General features: G+C 73.2%; 14 protein-coding genes and 1 pseudogene. 6 read left to right on the forward strand and 9 right to left on the reverse strand.

The window, feature by feature from the left end:
• Nucleotides 1-28: 28 nt before the first annotated feature.
• Complete coding sequence (locus tag ACFWPQ_RS30165; protein ID WP_361294852.1) at nt 29-580, reverse strand: DUF1707 and FHA domain-containing protein; 552 nt, start codon at nt 578-580, stop codon at nt 29-31.
• A gap of 176 nt (nt 581-756) precedes the next feature.
• On the opposite strand from ACFWPQ_RS30165, the gene treZ reads away from it, so the two are divergent.
• Nucleotides 757-2502: a malto-oligosyltrehalose trehalohydrolase gene (gene treZ / locus ACFWPQ_RS30170; RefSeq protein ID WP_384041508.1), complete on the forward strand. Its 1746-nt coding sequence runs from the start codon at nt 757-759 to the stop codon at nt 2500-2502.
• Nucleotides 2503-2583: 81 nt separating this feature from the next.
• On the opposite strand, the gene ACFWPQ_RS30175 is transcribed toward treZ, so the two are convergent.
• From ACFWPQ_RS30175 to ACFWPQ_RS30190, 4 genes and pseudogenes are all read right to left on the reverse strand, one after another.
• Nucleotides 2584-3531: an aminoglycoside phosphotransferase family protein gene (locus tag ACFWPQ_RS30175; protein WP_384041511.1), complete on the reverse strand. Its 948-nt coding sequence runs from the start codon at nt 3529-3531 to the stop codon at nt 2584-2586.
• A gap of 62 nt (nt 3532-3593) precedes the next feature.
• On the reverse strand, nt 3594-4718 hold the full coding sequence (locus tag ACFWPQ_RS30180) for an aminopeptidase P family protein (protein WP_384041514.1): 1125 nt from the start codon (nt 4716-4718) through the stop codon (nt 3594-3596).
• Nucleotides 4719-4938: 220 nt separating this feature from the next.
• The gene (locus ACFWPQ_RS30185; protein WP_384041517.1) at nt 4939-5487 is read right to left on the reverse strand and encodes a PDZ domain-containing protein; all 549 of its coding nucleotides are present in this window, start codon (nt 5485-5487) and stop codon (nt 4939-4941) included.
• A 91-nt stretch (nt 5488-5578) separates the two neighbouring features.
• Nucleotides 5579-6482: pseudogene (locus tag ACFWPQ_RS30190) on the reverse strand (LysR family transcriptional regulator).
• Nucleotides 6483-6570: 88 nt separating this feature from the next.
• On the opposite strand from ACFWPQ_RS30190, the gene ACFWPQ_RS30195 reads away from it, so the two are divergent.
• Together ACFWPQ_RS30195 and ACFWPQ_RS30200 are read left to right on the forward strand one after the other, a co-directional pair.
• Nucleotides 6571-7305 (forward strand): hypothetical protein, encoded by a 735-nt coding sequence (locus ACFWPQ_RS30195; RefSeq protein ID WP_384041520.1) that lies wholly within the window; start codon nt 6571-6573, stop codon nt 7303-7305.
• Between the two features lie 71 nt (nt 7306-7376).
• The gene (locus ACFWPQ_RS30200; RefSeq protein WP_384041522.1) at nt 7377-8210 is read left to right on the forward strand and encodes a hypothetical protein; all 834 of its coding nucleotides are present in this window, start codon (nt 7377-7379) and stop codon (nt 8208-8210) included.
• A 21-nt stretch (nt 8211-8231) separates the two neighbouring features.
• On the opposite strand, the gene cyc2 is transcribed toward ACFWPQ_RS30200, so the two are convergent.
• The gene (gene cyc2 / locus ACFWPQ_RS30205; RefSeq protein ID WP_384041525.1) at nt 8232-10394 is read right to left on the reverse strand and encodes a germacradienol/geosmin synthase Cyc2; all 2163 of its coding nucleotides are present in this window, start codon (nt 10392-10394) and stop codon (nt 8232-8234) included.
• A gap of 254 nt (nt 10395-10648) precedes the next feature.
• On the opposite strand from cyc2, the gene ACFWPQ_RS30210 reads away from it, so the two are divergent.
• Nucleotides 10649-12346, forward strand: coding sequence for a serine/threonine-protein kinase (locus ACFWPQ_RS30210; RefSeq protein WP_384041527.1), 1698 nt, complete (start codon nt 10649-10651; stop codon nt 12344-12346).
• 46 nt (nt 12347-12392) lie between these two features.
• On the forward strand, nt 12393-13670 hold the full coding sequence (locus tag ACFWPQ_RS30215) for a cytochrome P450 (RefSeq protein WP_384041530.1): 1278 nt from the start codon (nt 12393-12395) through the stop codon (nt 13668-13670).
• Here the strand turns inward: ACFWPQ_RS30215 and ACFWPQ_RS30220 are convergent.
• Entirely contained in the window at nt 13642-14799 is a 1158-nt protein-coding gene (locus ACFWPQ_RS30220) for a damage-control phosphatase ARMT1 family protein (RefSeq protein WP_384041533.1), read from the reverse strand. The two genes, ACFWPQ_RS30215 and ACFWPQ_RS30220, sit on opposite strands and share 29 nt — an antisense overlap.
• A 90-nt stretch (nt 14800-14889) precedes the next feature.
• The gene (locus ACFWPQ_RS30225) at nt 14890-15537 is read right to left on the reverse strand and encodes a ScbR family autoregulator-binding transcription factor (protein WP_384041536.1); all 648 of its coding nucleotides are present in this window, start codon (nt 15535-15537) and stop codon (nt 14890-14892) included.
• Between the two features lie 467 nt (nt 15538-16004).
• Here ACFWPQ_RS30225 and ACFWPQ_RS30230 point away from each other — a divergent pair, with 467 nt between their 5' ends.
• A complete protein-coding gene (locus tag ACFWPQ_RS30230; protein ID WP_384041539.1) occupies nt 16005-16964 on the forward strand; it encodes a lytic polysaccharide monooxygenase in 960 nt (319 codons plus the stop codon).
• Between the two features lie 17 nt (nt 16965-16981).
• On the opposite strand, the gene ACFWPQ_RS30235 is transcribed toward ACFWPQ_RS30230, so the two are convergent.
• Complete coding sequence (locus ACFWPQ_RS30235; RefSeq protein WP_384041541.1) at nt 16982-17626, reverse strand: Tat pathway signal sequence domain protein; 645 nt, start codon at nt 17624-17626, stop codon at nt 16982-16984.
• Between the last annotated feature and the right edge of the window lie 185 nt (nt 17627-17811).

Consider the following 17811-nt stretch of genomic DNA (forward strand, 5'->3'; position numbering starts at 1 on the left):
TTCAGGTGACGGAGGCCCTGCCCGGGGCTCAGTCGCTCGAGAGCCGGAAGGCCATCCGGCCGAAGCCGACCTGGTCGCCCTCGCGGACGACGGCGGCACCGGTCACCCGGCGGCCGTTCACGGTCGTGCCGTTGGTGGAGCCGAGGTCCCGCAGGATCCACAGGCCGCCCTGGTGGCGGAGTTCGGCGTGCACCCGGGAGACGGTCTCGTGGTTGAGCCGCAGCCCGTTGGCGGGGTCGCGGCCGATGCGCAGCGGATGACCGTTGCCCGGGTGCGGCAGCAGCAGCTTGGGCAGCCGCTCGGCCTGCCAGGCCCGGCGCAGCCGTACGGTGAAGCCGGAGACGGCCTCGACGGTGCCGAAGAGCACGCGCGCGAAGCGGCTCTCCTGGGGCAGGTCGGCGGTGAGCGCGGCGAGTTCGTCGGCGCGGCGGGCGGCGAGCGCCAGCTCCATGCGGCGCACGAACGTGTCGTGCGACAGCCGTCCCATGGCGACGCCGTCACGCAGCACGCTCAGCGCCTTGTCACGCTCCGCGTCGGACAGCCGCGCGGGGTAGGTGTGGAACTCGAAGGACGACGTCACGCTGCCGATTCTGAGTCAGTGAACCCCGGGTGTCCAGAAAACGGGGAAACGGCCGTCACGCGCGCGTACGTATGGCGACACCCGTTCCGCAAAGCCGGGATTCAAAGCGGATTGATCTCTTTTCACGGCACGATGGACGGACTACCTCACGAGGAGCCAGACGAAGGGGACCGTCCGTGCAGTTCGAGGTGTGGGCACCGCAGGCAGACCGTGTGACGCTCCATTGCGACGGCACCACGCGCGCGTTGGAGCGCGACCGGGAGCGGCCCGGCTGGTGGGCCGCGGAGGCGGACGCCGAGGACGGCACCCGGTACGGGTTCGCCCTGGACGACGGCCCCGTGCTGCCCGACCCGCGCTCGCGCCGCCAGCCGGACGGCCCGGACGGCCTCAGCGCGGTCGTCGACCACGGGCGCCACGAGTGGCGTACCGCGTGGCAGGGGCGGGCGCTCCCGGGCGCGGTGCTCTACGAGCTGCACGTGGGCACCTACACCCCGGAGGGCACCCTGGACGCGGCCGCCGCCCGCCTCGACCACCTGCGCGAACTGGGCGTCACGCACGTGGAGTTGATGCCGCTGTGCCCGTTCCCCGGCCGGCACGGCTGGGGGTACGAGGGGGTGTCGCTGTGGGCGGTGCACGAGCCGTACGGCGGCCCCGAGTCGCTGAAACGGTTTGTCGACCGGGCCCATGAACTCGGCCTGGGCGTCGTGCTGGACGTCGTGCACAACCACCTCGGCCCGTCCGGCAACTACCTGCCCGCGTTCGGGCCGTACTTCACGGAGACGCACCAGACGCCCTGGGGTTCCGCCGTGAACCTGGACGCGCCCGGGTCGGACGAGGTGCGCGCGTACCTGCTGGGCAGCGCGCTGGCCTGGCTGCGGGACTACCGGATCGACGGGCTGCGCCTGGACGCGGTGCACACGTTGCGGGACACGCGCGCGTGCCACTTCCTGGAGGAGCTGGCGGCGGCCGTGGCCGCCCTGGCGGCCGAGTCGGGCCGGCCGCTGTTCCTGGTCGGCGAGTCCGACCTGAACGACCCGCGGGTCATCACCCCGCGCGCGGAGCACGGGTTCGGCCTGGACGCGCAGTGGAACGACGACTTCCACCACGCCCTGCACGCCGCGCTGACCGGCGAGTCCCAGGGCTACTACGCCGACTTCGCCCGCACCCCGTGCGCCGCCCTCGCCAAGACGCTCACCGGCGGCTACTTCCACGACGGCACGTACTCCAGCTTCCGCGGCCGCCGGCACGGCCGCCCGCTGGACCGCGCGCGGGTGGCCGGGCACCGGCTGCTCGGCTACACCCAGACCCACGACCAGATCGGCAACCGCGCCCAGGGCGACCGGCTTTCGGCGACCCTCTCCCCCGGCCTGCTGGCCTGTGCCGCCACCCTGGCCCTGACCGCGCCCTTCACGCCGATGCTGTTCATGGGCGAGGAGTGGGCGGCCGGCTCCCCCTGGCAGTTCTTCACCGACCACACGGACCCGGATCTGGCGGAGGCCGTACGGCGCGGCAGGCGGCGGGAGTTCGCGGCGCACGGGTGGGCCGAGGAGGACGTGCCCGATCCGCAGGACCCGGCGACCCGGGAGCGGTCCTGTCTGGACTGGTCGGAACCGGAACGCGAGCCGCACGCGCGCGTGCTGGCCTGGTACCGCCGGCTGATCGCGCTGCGCCACGAGCAGCCGGACCTCACCGATCCCGATCTCGCCGACACCAAGGTGGCCTACGACGAGACGGCACGCTGGCTGGCGTTCCGGCGCGGGGACGTGCGGGTGGCGGTGAACCTGGGCGGCGAACCGGCCGCGATCCCGCTCGGCACCGGGAAGGTGGAGGTCCTGGCCGCGTGGGACACCGTGGCGGCACCGGACGCGGACGGGGTGCTGCGGGTGCCGGGCGAGTCGTGCGTGGTCCTGACCCAGGCCTGAGCACCGGCCGTTCCGCCACAGCTCGCTACCGTCGGAGCGCCGCGCCCGCCTCGGCTCCGCACCGCCCGCGCGTCACCTCCGCTAAAGCTCCTCGTCGTCCTCGGTGTCCTCGCGCAGTTCCGTCACCCGCTCCAGCAGGATCGCCTCCCAGGCGCGCCGGAGCCGGGTGCGCAGCAGCGGCAGAGGGCTGTCGTCACGGCCTTCGAGGCGGTCGGCGAGGCGGATCACGGTGTCGCAGCGGGCCAGCCACAGGCCGCGCAGGCAGGGGCGGGCGCCGTAGCCGGCGAGGGTGGCCGCCCGGACGGCCGCGCCGGAGCCGACCGCGAGGGCGAGCCCGGCGATGTCCTCGGCGGGGTCGCCCACCGCCGTGCCGGTCCAGTCGAGGACGCCCCGCACCCTGCCGTCGGCGCTGACCACCAGGTGCTCGCCCAGGAGGTCGTGGTGGGCCAGCACCGCGGTACCGGGCTGGGCGGCGAGCTGGGCGGCGCCCGGCGGGGTCAGCTGGAGCAGCCGGGCGGGGTCGAACTCGTCGGCGGCGGCGAGGCGTTCGGCGGCGGGCACGGCCATGCGGCGCAGCGCCTCCAGGGACCGCGGCGGGGTGCGCGGCACGCCGAGCGTCTCGGCCTGCCGCACGGGCACCTCGCGCAGCCCGGTGAGCAGCCCGGCCAGATCCGCCTCGCCGACCGCGGAGACGTCGTGCTCCTCGGCCGTACCCCCGGGGATCACGGTGTCCAGCGTGTACGTCAGCCCCGGGGCCCACTCGCCGTGCGCGACGCTGGCCGGGACGGCGACGGGCAGGTGCGGCCGGACCAGGTCGCGCAGGCGCAGTTCGCGGCGCTGGCGGGCGGCGGCGTCCCGGTCGGGGGCGAGGCGCAGCACATGGCGGGTGCCGACCCACCAGGTGGAGTGCGCCCCGCCCGCCGCGACGGGCCGGACGTCGAGGCCCGAGGTGCCGCCCGCGCCCTCCTTGAGCAGCGAACGGACCAGTCGGCGGACGGTGTCCGCGGTGGGAGTCGGTGCCTGGGTCATGGATCGCGCCGTTGCCGTTCGGGGTGGGGTAGGGGCGAGCTGGTGGTTCCGGGCCGGGTCGGTCAGCCCACGACGACCATCTCGCGGGTGGTGTTGTTGAAACGACGGCCACCGTCCTCGGTCACCGTCACGATGTCCTCGATGCGCACCCCGAAGCGGCCGGGCAGATAGATGCCGGGCTCCACGGAGAAGCACATCCCGGGCACGAGCGGCTGCTGCTCGCCCTCGATCATGTACGGCGGCTCGTGCGTGGTGACGCCGATGCCGTGGCCGGTCCGGTGGATGAAGAACTCGCCGTACCCGGCGTCGGCGATGACCGCGCGGGCGGCCCGGTCGACCTCCTGGCAGGCCACGCCGGGGCGGACGGCCCGGAAGCCGGCCTCCTGGGCGGCGCGCACGATGTCGTGCACCTCGCGCTCCTCCGCGGTCGGCGGGCCCACGTGCACGGTGCGGGTGGTGTCGGAGCCGTAGCCGTCCTTGAGGCCGCCGAAGTCGAGGACGACCATGTCGCCGTCCTGGACGACCCGGTCGCCGACCTCGTGGTGCGGGTTGGCGCCGTTGGGGCCGGAGCCGACGATGGTGAAGTCGACCTGCTCGTGGCCGAAGCGGCGCAGCAGGTCGGCCAGGTCGTGGCCGACGTCGGACTCGCGGCGGCCGGCGAAGGGAACCTTGCGGATCTCCTCGAACGTTGCATCGGCGGCCGCTCCGGCGGCCGCGAGGAGTTCGAGCTCGGCCGCGTCCTTCACGGCGCGGAGCATGGGCAGGGCGTCGGTGAGGGAGGCGTAGGACGTGTCGGGGAGTGTCTTCTGCAGGCCCAGGAGGTGCATGGCCCACGCGTTGTCGCTGATACCGAAGCGGCCGGACTTGTCGAGCAGGTCGGCGGTCACCGCGTAGGGGTCGGTGCCGTCGGTCCAGTCCCGCAGGGACAGCACGGCCGCGCCGTCGGCCTTCTCGGCGTCGGGGGCCTCGAGGGTCGGGACGATCAGGACGGGGTCCCTGCCGGGGGCCAGGACGAGGAGCGTGAGCCGTTCGGTGACCGCGGTGGGGGTGTAGCCGGTGAGCCACACCATGTCGGGGCCGGGGGCGATCAGGAGTCCGGCGAGGCCGGCGTCCGCCGCGGTGTGCGCTGCGCGCGTCATGCGGGACTTGTAGTCGGCGGCGGTGAAGGGGGCGGCGGTGCCGGTCATCCAGTGGCCTCCTTGCGCGGGTGAGGCGGCTGTACGGGCCTCGGCATGCATCCTGCCGGGTGCGGCGTGGCCGCGCGAGCCGGTTTGGGCGGTGGGGCCGTTGTGGGGTGCGGTCGTGGCGCCGGTGCGGGTGGGCTGCGGCTGGTCGCGCCCGCGCGGCGGAGCCGCACATGTACACAGCCCCGCGCCCCTCTCAGGGGCGCTTCCGGTGGGCCTTCTCTCAGGTCACCACACCCGGCACCACAGTCAGCTGCTGATATCCCCCGCTCGCGTGCCGCACCGTGAGCTTGGCCTCCTTCCCCGGCCGGGCGTGGGCCACGGCACGGACCAGGTCGGCCGCGCTGTCGATCCGGGTGTCGCCGAGCTGGAGCAGGACGTCGCCGCGCACCAGCCCCGCCGTATAGCCCGGCCCCGGCAGATGGACGCCCACCACCAGTGCGCCCACCTTCTCGGCGTCCACGGCCTCCACGCCCAGGGTCACGGCGGCCGTCGGCGAGGGTGTGGCCGATGGTGCGGGGCTCGGTGTCGCCGACGGGGCCTGTTGTCGCAGTTCGGCCAGCTTGCTCATGCCGATCACGCTGGCGCCCACCGTGCCCAGTCCGACCCCGGAGAGCACCAGGACCGTGCCGACGAACGATCCGAACAGCAGGGTCCTGGTCCGGCGGCCGCGGCGGCGCGCCGCGTGCGGGCGCCGGGACGGGTCGGGTGGGGGGCTGTCCCCGCGTTCCTGACCGGGGATCGGCTTGGGACGCAATGCGGTCTGTTCCATGGTTCGCCTCCACCCCGAGCACTACCCGGCGCACGCGGGCGCGACGAGACACGAACGAGTGAGACTGACCCTGGGTCAACCGCGGGAAGCCTCAGTCCCGGGCACCGTGGCGAAGGCTTGCGACCAGGTCCGCCGCCGCTCCCGTGGGTGTCCCGCCGTACAACAGTTCCACCCGGTGGACGAGGCGTGGCGCGGTGACGGGGACGGCGACCGTGCCGGGGACGCCGGTGGCCGTGCGCAGGGGCAGCAGGGTGAGGCCGTGGCCGGCGGCGGTGAGGGCGGTGAGGGTGCGGACGTCGGAGCCGTCGTAGCGCAGGGCCGGGCGGAAGGCGCCGCCGCCGGTCGCGGTGCGCAGCTGGGCGAGGGGCGGGGCGGCGTCGGGGGCGTCGAGCCAGCGCGCGTCCGCGAGGTCGGCGAGGCGCAGGCCGGGGCGGCGGGCGAGGGGGTGGCCGACGGGGAGCAGCACGGCCACGGGCTCCTCGCCCACGCCGTGCGTGCTCAGGGGGGCCACGTCGGGCAGCCGCAGGGGGTCGCTGGGGGCGGCGAGGCCGTCGAGCAGGCCGAGGTCGGCGGTGCCGGTGGCCACGGCGGCCGGGATCCCGTCGCGGGGCAGGACGCGCAGGGTGACGTCGGCGGCGGGAAGCGCGGCGAGGACGGCGGGGCCGAGTGCGGTCGGGGTGGCGGCGAGGATCAGGCCCGGCACGGGCGCGGCGGCCATCCGGACGACGTCCGCGCGGGCCGCGTCCAGGCGCAGCAGCAGCGGGGCGGCGTGTTCCAGGAGCCTCCCCCACTGCCTAAACGGCGTGGGGGGACCCCCACCCGGCGGCCGTCGGGGCCACCGGACGCCGGGTGAGCAGGGGCGCGCCGAGGTCCTGTTCGAGGGCGGCGATGTGCTGGGAGACCGCGGACTGGGTGTAGCCCAGCCGGCGCGCGGCCTCGGAGAAGGAGGCGAGGCGGGCCACGGTGACGTACGTGCGCAGGAGGTGCGGGTCCATGCCGCACAGGATCGCATCAGTGTTGCTTATCGAGAGTCCGCCAATCATCGTTGGACGTGAACCGGAGCGGGCGCCCAGGATGAACCCCATGACGAACTCCGCAGCTGGGACCGCCACGCTCGCCCTGGTCGGGGACCGCTCCCCCAACGTCGTGTCGCACACCCGGATCCCGCTCCTGCTGGACGCGCTCGCCCAGCGCGACCGCCTGGTGCTCGACGCCTACTGGATCCCCTCCGAGGACGCCGAGGACGCCGACGCGGTGCGGGGCTTCGACGCGGTGTGGGTGCCGCCGGGCAGCCCGTACCGCAGCGAGGCGGGCGTGCTGCGGGCGATCCGCACCGCCCGTGAGGAGGGCATCCCCTTCCTGGGCACCTGCGGGGGCTTCCAGCACGCGCTCCTGGAGTACGCCCGCAACGTGTGCGGCCTGACCTGGGTCGCGCACGCCGAGAACGACCCCGACGCCGAGGACCTCCTCATCGAGCCGCTGGCCTGTTCGCTGGTGGGTCACGAGGCCGCGGTGCACGTCGAGCCGGGCACGCTGGCCGAGTCGGCGATCGGCTCGGGGCGCACCGTCGAGCGTTATTTCTGCTCGTACGGCCCCACCCGCCACCTCGACACCCTGCGCGCGCACGGGCTGCGGCTGTCGGGACACGACGAGGACGGCCATGTCCGCGTCGCCGAACTGCCCGGCCATCCCTTCTTCCTGGCCACGCTCTTCCAGCCGGAGCTGTCCGGTGACGGCTCGCGTCCGCATCCGGTGGTCCGGGCGCTGGCCCGGGCGGCGGTCGCCCATGCCGCGGAGCGGGTGCGCGCGTCGGTGTGAGGCCGCGGGCCGTGCGGTTCCCCGCCCGGGGCCGGAGGCCGTTGTCAGTGGCGGCTGTTACGTTCTGTGACATGACCGATCACTGCCTGCGGCTGCTTCGGCAGCACCGCCGCCTGGCCGAACTGGCGGCGTTTCCCTTCAACTTCGACCTGGCCCGGGCCGCCGACGGCCATGTCGAGCCGGTCCGTCTCGCCTCCGGCGGCTCTCTGGAGGCGGTGGCGGGCTGCGACACCGGCGGCACCTATTTCGTGTGCGCGGACGGCTCGTTGCTGTACGCGGACTCGGAGGGCTCGGCCGGGATCATAGGCTCGTCCGTGGACGAGGCGCTGGAGGTCCTGATCGGCCTCCCGGGCTGGCGCGACCACCTGTCCCTGTCCCCGGCGGACGGCGAGGAGAAGATCCTCGCGAGCGTGGCCGAGACAGAGGACGAGATGCGGGAGTACCACGGCATCGACGCCGAGCGCGCCGAACTCCGCGCCGCCCTGGGCCTGGCCGAGCGCTCCCCCGTCGCACTGCTCGGCATGCTGCACAGGGCCCTGCTGCGTACCGAGCCCGACTTCCTCCTGCTGAACGCGGACGAGGGCTGCGCCTATGACCTGCTCGACCCGCACCCCCGGCCGCCCCTGTGGGAGTCGGTACGGCACGAGGTGCCCGGCGACCCGGCCGCCGAGCCGCTGTCGACCTGGACCCGGCTGGCGGCCGAGCAGGGCATGACCGAACTCGCCCGCGTGGCGCTGATCCGTCGCCTCGACGACATATTCATGGACCAGAGCCTGCTGCTGCGGCCCGGCAGCAGCAGGGAGCTCGACCTGTCCCCGCTGCTGTGGCTGGCCGGGGAGTTCGAGCGGCTGGGCGACCTGCCACAGGCCGAGCGGGCCCGGGGCCTGCACACCTCCCTCCGGTAGGGACTCGCGCGAGGGGCGCCGTCAGCCGACCGGCAGCGACGGGGCGAGCGGAGGTCGGTCCGGGACGAAGCCGTGGGCACGGCGGGCGAGGTGGTCCGCCTTGTAGCGGTCGACACGCCGATGCCAGTTCAGGATGCCGGCCATCCAGTTCTGCAGGTCGCGGACATAGGCGTCCACGGCCTGGCGCGCCTCGGCCGACAGCTCGAAGTCGTCGTACACGACCGGGAGTTCGTTTGCGACGACGTGTTCGAACTGCTGCATCCGCTGGGTCGTCAGGTCGTGCACGACGTGCAGCGCGGTCGGGTAGTCGACGCCGAAGAAGTTCTGGACGACGAGGATCGCGTTGTGCAGCTCGCCCTCGTACTGGATCTCCTTCTGGTAGGAGAAGACGTCGTTGACGAGCATGCCGTAGTCGATGGCGGCGTTCTCCAGGGAGCGCACCGGGCCGCTGCGGTACACCTCCGCGGGGATCGCGGGGCCGTGGCCGCGGCGGGCCAGGCTCAGGGTGAGGTCGGAGCCGAAGGTGGCCCGGCGCATCTCCAGGTAGTCGATCGGGTCGGGGATGCGGTGCTGGAGCTGGTTGGACATCTCCCAGAGCCAGCTCTCGGTCATGCTGTCGACGGACTCCCTGAGGGCGAGCCGGTCCTCGGGGCCCATCCCGGCGGTCGTACGGGCCCACAGGTCGATCAGGCCGCGTTCCATGCCGGTGGACGGGACCGGCACCGGCTCGTCGGCGAGGGGCATGCAGGCCGAGAGGCGGGCCGTGGCGAGCCGGGCGCCCGCCAGGTCGCGCCGGGTGCCGAAGCAGAGGGGGTAGTAGTCGTCGGCATAGGTGCCCCAGGCCAGCCACCGGGCGCTGAGGTCGAGTTCCTCGGGGGTGGCGTCGGGGTCGAGGCCGGCGGAGCAGAGCACGAGGTCGGAGGCGGCGAGCCGGTCCTCGTCCCAGACGCCCTCGGACAGCATGCCGGTGCCGTGCATCCAGGCGGTCAGGCGGGGCCGGGCGGCATCGAGGTTCGGGTTGACCTCGACCTCGTACGGCATGTGGAAGTCGGGCAGGAGGGAGGGGCCGACCTGCTGGAAGGGCACATGGGAGTAGGCGCGCAGGCGCTCCGCGGCGGCCGCGGCCAGTAACGCACCGACGTCCGCGGCGGAGGTGCCGGGGCCGGTGAGGTGCTGCCAGGGGGAGGACGGGAGGGCGCCCTGGTTCATGTAGCGGCTGGAGCGCAGGTGCCATTCGTGGCCGCCGGACTGCCAGTCCTGCAGGCCCTTGGTGTAGGCGGCGACCGCCGCGGTCTGGTCGGGGGTGAGGCCCTTCTCGACGGCGAGGGCGGGGACTTCGGTGAGGGCGGTGTGCTCGAACTGGTGCAGGCGGGAGGTGAGGATGTCGTTGACCGCGTCGGCGGCCTCCTGGGTGGTGCAGTCGAAGAAGGTCTCCAGGACCAGCACGCCGTTGCTGTTCTCGCCCTCGTCCTCGACCTCGCGCTGGTAGGAGAACAGGTCGTTGCGCAGGTGGACGGCGTCGGCGAAGGTCTCCATCAGCACCCTGAGCGGCCGCGAGCCGGCGGCGACCGCGGGCACCTCGGCCGTCGCGTACTCGACGAGCCCCGCGGACCAGGGGGCGCCGCCCACCTTGCGGCGCATCTCGATGTACTCGACGGGGTTGGCGATCCGCCCCTCGTTGATGTTGGACAGCTCCCACATCGACTCGTTCAGCAGGTGCTCGGTGGCGACCGAGAAGCGGCGGCGCCAGTCGACGGACATCGACGGCACCGTACGCGCCCACAGGTCGGCGAGGCCCGCCTCGACCGGGTTCTCCGGCTCCGGCACGGGCGTCGCGAGGTCGAGCGGCATGAACAGCGGGAGCCGGTCGAGATGGGCCTTGCCGGCGGTGCGGTCCTGGGTGCGCTTGTACATGTCGAGGAAGTGGTCGTCGAAGAAGAACACCCACACGTACCAGTCGGTGATCAGCGACAGGGCCGGGCCGTCGCAGTCGGGGTGGGTGTAGCTGCACAGCAGGCCGTAGTCGTGTGCCTCCAGGTCCGCCCGGGTCCAGATCCCGGAGCCCTCCAGCATGCCCATCTCGCGGGCCCACTCGGTGGAATGGGCCCGGGCCTCCTCCAGATGCGGGTTGAGCCGCGCGGGATACGGCATGTAGAAGTGCGGGAGTTCGAACGGCTGCGTCATGGCCCGGGCTCTACCCGCGCGCCACAGAGGCCATCCGCCCCGCGGCACATGATCACACCATCGCGTGAACCGCGGCGGAATCCCGGAACTCCGGCCGCCGACTGTGGCGTTGGAGGGGCATCCCGCGGCCGCGGCCGGGCCCAGTGGTCGTCCTGGCCCGGTCCGCCTCCTCCCCCGAAGCATTCACACGACATCCATTAGGCTGCCGCCGTTGGTCGACTCATCGGATCAACAGATTCAGGGGGCGGGGGCCGATGAACAACACGACCGAGGTGTTCCAGCCATTGCAGGCGGACGATCCGCCCGGAGTGGCCGGGTACCGCCTCGCCGCACGGCTCGGCGCCGGGGGCATGGGCCGGGTCTATCTGTCGCACACCCAGGGCGGCCGACCGGTGGCGATCAAGGTGGTGCGGCCGGAGCTGGCCGACGACCCGGAGTTCCGGCGCCGGTTCCGCCGGGAGATCACGGCCGCCCGGCGGGTCCGGGGCGCGTACACCGCCGAGTTGATCGACGCCGACGCGGACGGCGTACCGCCGTGGCTGGCCACCCTGTACGTGCCCGGGCCCGCCCTCTCCGAGGTCGTCGCCCGGCGCGGCCCGCTGCCGGTGCCGGCAGTGCTGTGGCTGATGGCGGGGGTCGCCGAGGCGCTGCAGGCCATCCACGGCGCGGGCATCGTGCACCGGGACCTGAAGCCGTCGAACGTACTGCTGGCCTCGGACGGTCCGCGGGTGATCGACTTCGGTATCTCGCTGGCCGCCGACGCCACCTCGCACACCGCGACGGGCACCGCCATCGGCACCCCCTCGTTCATGGCCCCCGAGCAGGCCTCGGGAGGCGAGGTCACCCCGGCGACCGACGTGTTCGCGCTCGGCCAGACGGCGGCGTTCGCGGCCCTGGGCGTGCCGCTGTACGGCGACGGTCCCGCCGTCAATGTGCTGTACCGGATCGTGCACTCCGAACCCGACCTCTCCCGGCTGACCGAGGAGGTGCGGCCGCTGATCGCCCGCTGTCTGGCCGCCGATCCGGAGCAGCGGGCCACCCTGGCGGAGGTCGTCGACTGGTGCCGGCGGCGACTGGGCCCGGACGCCGACGCGGGCGCCGGACCGGCCGTGTGGCAGGAGATCACCGGACCCGAGGTGCCGGTACCCGCCCCCGCGCCGACTCCGGCTCCCGCTCCCGCTCCGCTCACCATGGCGGCCCCGGTCACCGTCACGTCCGCCGCCCCCGCCCCGGTCGGGCCTCTCCTGCCGCCGACCTATCCGTTCGCCCCGCCACCGGAGCAGGCGGAGCCGCGTCCCGGCCGCCGCAGACGTGCCGTGCTGCTCGGGATCGCCACCGTGACCTGGGTCGTCGGCATGGTGACGGTCATGGCGCTGGTGTTGCCTGAGACCGCCGACTGGGTCCGCCGGCAGGCCGAGACCCAGTCCTCGGGCACCCCGGATCCGACGGCGGACGGCCGGTCGACGGGTTCCTCCTCGACGAAGTCGCCGGACACCGTTGCCACCACCCCGGCATCCACCACGGCCACCGCCCCCGCGGCCACGGACCCCACGGCCACGGCCCCTCGGCCTGAGGCGTACCCCCAGGTGTGGGTGGACGAGAAGAGCTCCCTGAGCTTCAAGGAGCCGGTCGAACGGAAGAACCGCAAGGGGGACGTGCGCTTCGACTGCAAGAAGATCGGCTGCGCGCTGGAGAGCGACACCAGCGTCATCGAGAACGTGTGGGACAACAAGGCCCAGGGCACCCTCGACACCTGCCGCGACGCCGTCACCGCCTCCAAGAGCCACAGCCTGACCCTGAACGTGGCCGCGGCCGGCAGCCTGATCTGCGTCAAGTCCCGCTCCGGGGACATCGCGCTGCTCGTCGTCAAGGTGAAGTCGACCGCGCTCTGGGACCATCCCGGGATCAGCTTCATGACCGCGGACATGACGATCTGGCGCAAGGCGGCCTGATGTCCGCCGTCTTGCCGGACCCGGGCCCCCGGGTCACGGTGGTGCCATGACCTCCTCCGCGCACCCCGGCGAGGCACCGCCCGTCCCCGATGTCTTCGACCCGCGCCGGTACGCGGCCGCCGTGCCGTACGCCGACTACCACGTCCTGCGCGACCATCATCCCGTGGCCTGGCAGCGGGAGCCGGAGGTGCTGGGGTGGCCGGCCGGGCCGGGGTTCTGGGCGGTGGCCCGGCATGCGGACGCGGTGCGGGTGCTCAGGGATCCGGGGACGTACTCCTCGCAGCTCGGCGCGACCCAGATCCGGGATCCGGACCCGGCGGATCTGCCGTTCATCCGGCGCATGATGCTCAATCAGGATCCGCCGGACCACCGGCGGTTGCGGCGCACGGTGAGCCGGGCCTTCACGCCGGGGCGGATCGAGCGGTTCGGGGCGGTGGTACGGGAGCGGGCGCGGACCCTGTTCGCCCGGGCGCTGGAGTCGGCCCGGGCGGGGGACGGCACGGTGGACCTGGTCGCCGCCGTAACCGACGAGTACGCGCTGCTCAACCTCGCCGACCTGCTGGGTGTCCCGGAGAGCGACCGGGGGCTGCTGCTGCACTGGACGCGGCGGGTGATCGGCTACCAGGACCCGGACGAGGCCGGACCCGAGGTGCTCGACGGCACGGGCCGGCCGGTGAACCCACGGTCGCCCGCGATGCTGCGGGACATGTTCGAGTACGCCCGGCAGCTCGCCGCGCACAAACGCCGTGACCCGGCCGACGACGTCATGACGTCCCTCGCCCATGACCCCGAACTCGCCGACGGCGAGCTGGAGATGTTCTTCTTCCTGCTGACGGTCGCGGGCAACGACACCGTTCGCTCGGCCGCCCCCGGCGGACTGCTGGCGCTGGCCGAACACCCGGAGTCGTACGGCCAGTCGTACCGCCTGTTGCGCGCCGGGAAGGCCGGAGCGGACCGTGCGGTGGAGGAGTTGCTGCGCTGGCATCCCCCGGTGCTGACCTTCCGCCGCACCGCCGCGCGGGACACCGAGCTGGGCGGGCGGCGGATCAGGAAGGGCGACAAGGTGGTCGTCCTGCACGCCTCGGCCAACCGTGACGAGCGGGCCTTCGCCGAGCCCGGCCGGCTCGACCTCACCCGTGTGCCGAACCCGCACGTCTCCTTCGGGGACGGCCCGCACGTCTGCCTGGGCGCCCACTTCGCCCGGCTCCAGCTGCGCGCTCTCTACGCGCAGGCGCCACCGGCCCTGAAGCCCGCCGGTCCGCCCGAGCGCCTCGTCTCGAACTTCATCAACGGGCTCAAGACGCTGCCGATGCACCTGGGTTGACCTGGATCAGGGCATGGGTGCCGGCCGTGCGCCAGCGCTCTGCCCCGGCCGCGTCCAGGGCCCTCTCGGTGTCCGCGGAGAGTCCGGTGACCACATCGGACTTGAGGGTGCGCAGCGCGGCCACCGGGCCCGGGAACCAGGCGGTCACGTCGGCGAAGGGGGTGGTCGGCGGCCAGAGCCGATCGCCCACCAGACGGCGGTAGTTGAGGTCGCCCTTGAAGATCGTCAGGTCGGCGGCGGCGAACTCGGCGCGCAGGTCGCCGGGCATCTCGGCATACGGCAGCGGGGCGCAGGAGAAGGGGTGGGCGCGCACGGTGAGGCGGCCGTCGGCCATCGCCGACCAGAGGGTGGTGCCGTATCCGGCGGCGGCGCCCGGGGCGGCGGTGAGCCTGCGCAGGGCGTCGAGCACGTCGGCGGTCGTGGCGTCGGAGACGTAGTAAGGGTCGGGCTTGATGTGCAGGACCGCGTGTGCGATGCGGCCGGTGTCCAGGAGGTGGGCGATCAGCAGCAGGTCGGGGACGAGTTCGCGGCCCGCGTTGTCGGCGACGAGGCACAGGGTGCCGCCGCGCAGCAGCGGCCACAGGGCGGCGCTGTCGTCGGCGACCAGGGCGGCGACGGCCTCGCCGGCCCCGGCGGCGGAGAGCCGGAAGCCGAGGTCGGCGCGGTTGCCCCAGAGCGAGCCGTGCAGCAGGGCCCGGTCGGGGTCGCCGTCGAGGTCGTCGAGTGCGGCCAGTTCCTCGTCGGTCTCCTTGGCGTCGAGTTCGGCGAGCTTGAACGGACGGAACGGGTCGATACCCTGCCAGGGGCCGGGGCCGAAGTAGCCGACGGCGTCCAGGAGCCGGCGGTAGAAGTAGCTCTCGGACCAGAGCCACGGCACGTCGAACCAGGAGCGGCCGGTGTAGGTGTCCAGACCCCAGTCGCGCCAGCCGCTCGCGCCGTCGGGCAGGGGTTCGATCACGCCCTCGGTGCAGTTGTGGAGCAGCGCGTCGAGGGCGCGGTGCTGGGCGGGGCCGTACGGGAAGGCGTCCCGTACCTGGTGGATGATCGCGGGGTGCCGTTCGGCCAGCACGCTGTGCGGGAACGGGCCGGTGGTGCCGAGGATCACGGGCGCGGCGGCGGAGTCGGGCATGGCCGCCACGCTATCGCGCGGGCCGCCCGGCTCCGCCGAACCGCGGGAGACCGGTCACGCCGCCGGTCGCGTCGCCTGTCACGCCGCCTGTCACGCCGTTCTGATCTCGCGCTCCAGCTGGGTGGCGAGGGTGAGGTAGCGGGCCCGCCGGTGCACCGGGACCAGGCCTCGGATCATCAGGTGCCACATCTCGGCGACCCTGCGCGGCAGTCGCCCCACCGGCTCCAGGTTGCGGCCGGCGACCCGGGTGCCGACGAAGAAGCAGACCAGGGAGTGCGCGACCGCGCCGACGTCTATGTCCGGGTGTACGTCGGACTCCTTGACGGCGCCCAGGAGTTTGCGGGTGGCGAACTCCAGCCATTCGGTGAACGGATGCCTGAGCGGTGGCCGTACGGTGACGTCCGCGGTGGCGAGTCGCAGGCCGGCGCGCGGGATCGGGCCGTCGACGGAGAGCCGGGCGATCGCGAACGTGGTGCGCATCAGGGCTTCCAGCGAGGAGTAGCCGCGGCTGTCCATCTCCCTCACCAACTGGCTGGAGGTGCGGGACTGGAGCTCCATGATGGCGTGTGCCAGGTCCTCCTTGGCGGCGAAGTGGAAGTAGAGCGCTCCCTTGGTGACCTTCGCGTGCTCCACGATCTCGCTGAGGCTGGTGGATTCATAGCCGTGCCGGTCGAAAAGGTCGGCGGCGGCCGTGATGATCGTGGCACGGGTCTGCTCCGCGCGTAACTGCCTCGCCATCGACTCGACGCTCCTTCACGGCTCCACGACTGCGTTTCCGGGCTTCACGGCTTCCCAAACCGACGGGGCATGCGGTTTGTTTTTTACCCCGTGCACACGATAGCTCACCGTGCGGCAGCGGGAGGCAACTGTGCGGACCTGGCGACGTACATGGGCAAGTCGCGCGTGCGACCATGCGAACGGGGGTCCGCAGTGCACAAACGGACGAGATCAGAACGCGCCCCTCCCTCGTGTTCGCGCCGGTATCCGGAAGCGATGCGGGCGGCCGGGCGGCCATCGGTGATCGCCACGATACGAGCCGGACGGTTGGTTCTCAATGGCGCCTGGAAAGTCGGCAAAACGGACGATCCGGTCGGTGCACCATACTTCGGCCGGCCCGGAGAGCGAGCGCGCTGAACAGTGCGGCCCCGATTCCCGTACTCACCTCAACAGACCCCGTACCCGCGCCCGCCGAGGAGACGTCCCGGATGACCCGGACGACCGCCCGCCTGAGAATCATGGGAGCCGCCGCCGCGGCCCCGCTTCTGCTCCTGTCGTGGGCGGCAGGATCCGCCCGGGCACACGGCGCGCCCACCTATCCCGTCAGCCGGGCCTACGCCTGCTCCCCCAGCGGCGGCAGCGCCGCCACGGCGGCCTGCAGGGCGGCGATCGCGGCGAGCGGGCAGAACTTCGTCGCATGGGACGACGTGCGGGTGGCGGGCGTCGACGGCCGTGACCGGCAGGTGATTCCGGACGGAAAGTTGTGCAGCGGCAGTCTGCCGGCGTACAAGGGGCTCGACCTGGCGCGCGCGGACTGGCCCGCGACCGAACTCACCCCGGGCGCCCGGATGACGATGACGTATGCGTCGACGATCGCGCACTCCGGCACGTTCAAGCTGTATCTGACGAAGCAGGGTTACGACCCGGCGAAGCCGCTGACCTGGTCCGAGCTGGCCGCGCAGCCCTTCGCGGAGGTCAAGGACCCGCCGCTGACGAACGGGGCGTACCACTTCAGCGCGACGCTGCCCGCCGACCGGACGGGCCGTCAGGTGCTGTACACCGTCTGGCAGACCAGCAGCACGCCGGACACCTACTACTCGTGCTCCGACGTGGTGTTCACGGCGAAGAAGGCCGCGGACAAGGGCGCGGACGAAGCAGGGGGGAACGCCGCGGCGAAGGGCCGCGGGGCGACGGCGAGCGCCAAACCGCAGCCGAGCGCGACGCCCGTTCCCAGCGCCTCGAAGAGCGCTGCCGCCCGGGCACAGCAGACGGCGGCCGCGACCCCGGCCTCCCCAACGACCGGAACCACCGCCGCCGACAGCACTCCCGTGGCCTCCGACACGGACCCCGGTTCGGGCCCGTCGGCGCCACTGGTGGCGGGCGGCGCCGCCGCGGTGCTGGTACTCACCGGCGGCGCCGCCCTGGCGTTGCGTCTGCGTCGACGCTAACGGCCTTTGTAACAAGGTCAGTTGACGAAGACGGCGGCGCCGTTGTCGCTGACCGGGGCGTACTTGGCGGTGAAGTAGCCGGCGGAGGGGCAGAGGATCGAGCCGGACGACTTCGCGAACGCCTGGTTGCTGAAGGCGAGGCTGTTGTCGGTGTTGGAGCTCGTGCCGGACAGGCTGGCGGCCTGGTAGACGCAGGTGATGCTGCCCAGCAGGGTGGTCAGCTTGACCGTGGTCTGGATGTTCGCGCCGCTCGCCGAGGTGACCGCGACGGTACCGTCCGAGTTGACCGCGGTGGTGTACGGCAGGTTGTCGACCGTGATGCTGGAGACGCCGGTCACGCCGACCACGTTGCTGGTGCAGCTGCTGAAGGTCTGCGCGGTGGCCGACTCGACGGCGGTACCGGAGGCGGCCGGGTTGTCGGTGACCGTCGCGGTGAAGGTCGAGGCCGCGCAGGTGATGCCGCTGGTGCTGGTCGAGCTGGAGTAGAGGGTGGCGGTGGTGCCGCTGGCCAGCGACGCGGTGAGGGTGTCGCCGACCGCGACGGCGGTGCCGCCGGCGCTGCCGGTGGTGAGCACTGCGCCGTCGGCGGAGGCGGGAACGGTGGCCGCGACCGAGAGGGCGACGACGGTACCGGCGAGGGCGAGAAGGGATCGCGTACGCATGCGGGTTGCCTCTTTCCTTGGGGGACTTGCGTGAGGTGGGGGGTCTGGGGGCGCGGATGCAGCGCCGGCCGGGGGGGGGGCCGGCCGCCCGCAACACAACCATGAAGCGCCGCCACCCCCCCCCGCCCCCCCCCCCCCCCACACCCAGCGGGGGGGTGGGGGACCCCCCCGCCCGCCAACTCGGG

This window comes from Streptomyces sp. NPDC058464, from assembly GCF_042721035.1.
In the GTDB taxonomy this organism is placed as follows: Bacteria; Actinomycetota; Actinomycetes; order Streptomycetales; family Streptomycetaceae; genus Streptomyces.

Bases quoted from the DNA above. Each gene is read 5' to 3' on its own strand.
- ACFWPQ_RS30230 (WP_384041539.1), top strand. From the start codon at position 16,005: ATGACCCGGACGACCGCCCGCCTGAGAATCATGGGAGCCGCCGCCGCG.
- ACFWPQ_RS30180 (WP_384041514.1), bottom strand. From the start codon at position 4,718: ATGACCGGCACCGCCGCCCCCTTCACCGCCGCCGACTACAAGTCCCGC.
- ACFWPQ_RS30200 (WP_384041522.1), top strand. From the start codon at position 7,377: ATGACCGATCACTGCCTGCGGCTGCTTCGGCAGCACCGCCGCCTGGCC.
- ACFWPQ_RS30220 (WP_384041533.1), bottom strand. From the start codon at position 14,799: ATGCCCGACTCCGCCGCCGCGCCCGTGATCCTCGGCACCACCGGCCCG.
- ACFWPQ_RS30195 (WP_384041520.1), top strand. From the start codon at position 6,571: ATGACGAACTCCGCAGCTGGGACCGCCACGCTCGCCCTGGTCGGGGAC.
- ACFWPQ_RS30235 (WP_384041541.1), bottom strand. From the start codon at position 17,626: ATGCGTACGCGATCCCTTCTCGCCCTCGCCGGTACCGTCGTCGCCCTC.
- ACFWPQ_RS30185 (WP_384041517.1), bottom strand. From the start codon at position 5,487: ATGGAACAGACCGCATTGCGTCCCAAGCCGATCCCCGGTCAGGAACGC.
- ACFWPQ_RS30215 (WP_384041530.1), top strand. From the start codon at position 12,393: ATGACCTCCTCCGCGCACCCCGGCGAGGCACCGCCCGTCCCCGATGTC.
- ACFWPQ_RS30225 (WP_384041536.1), bottom strand. From the start codon at position 15,537: ATGGCGAGGCAGTTACGCGCGGAGCAGACCCGTGCCACGATCATCACG.
- cyc2 (WP_384041525.1), bottom strand. From the start codon at position 10,394: ATGACGCAGCCGTTCGAACTCCCGCACTTCTACATGCCGTATCCCGCG.
- ACFWPQ_RS30210 (WP_384041527.1), top strand. From the start codon at position 10,649: ATGAACAACACGACCGAGGTGTTCCAGCCATTGCAGGCGGACGATCCG.
- ACFWPQ_RS30175 (WP_384041511.1), bottom strand. From the start codon at position 3,531: ATGACCCAGGCACCGACTCCCACCGCGGACACCGTCCGCCGACTGGTC.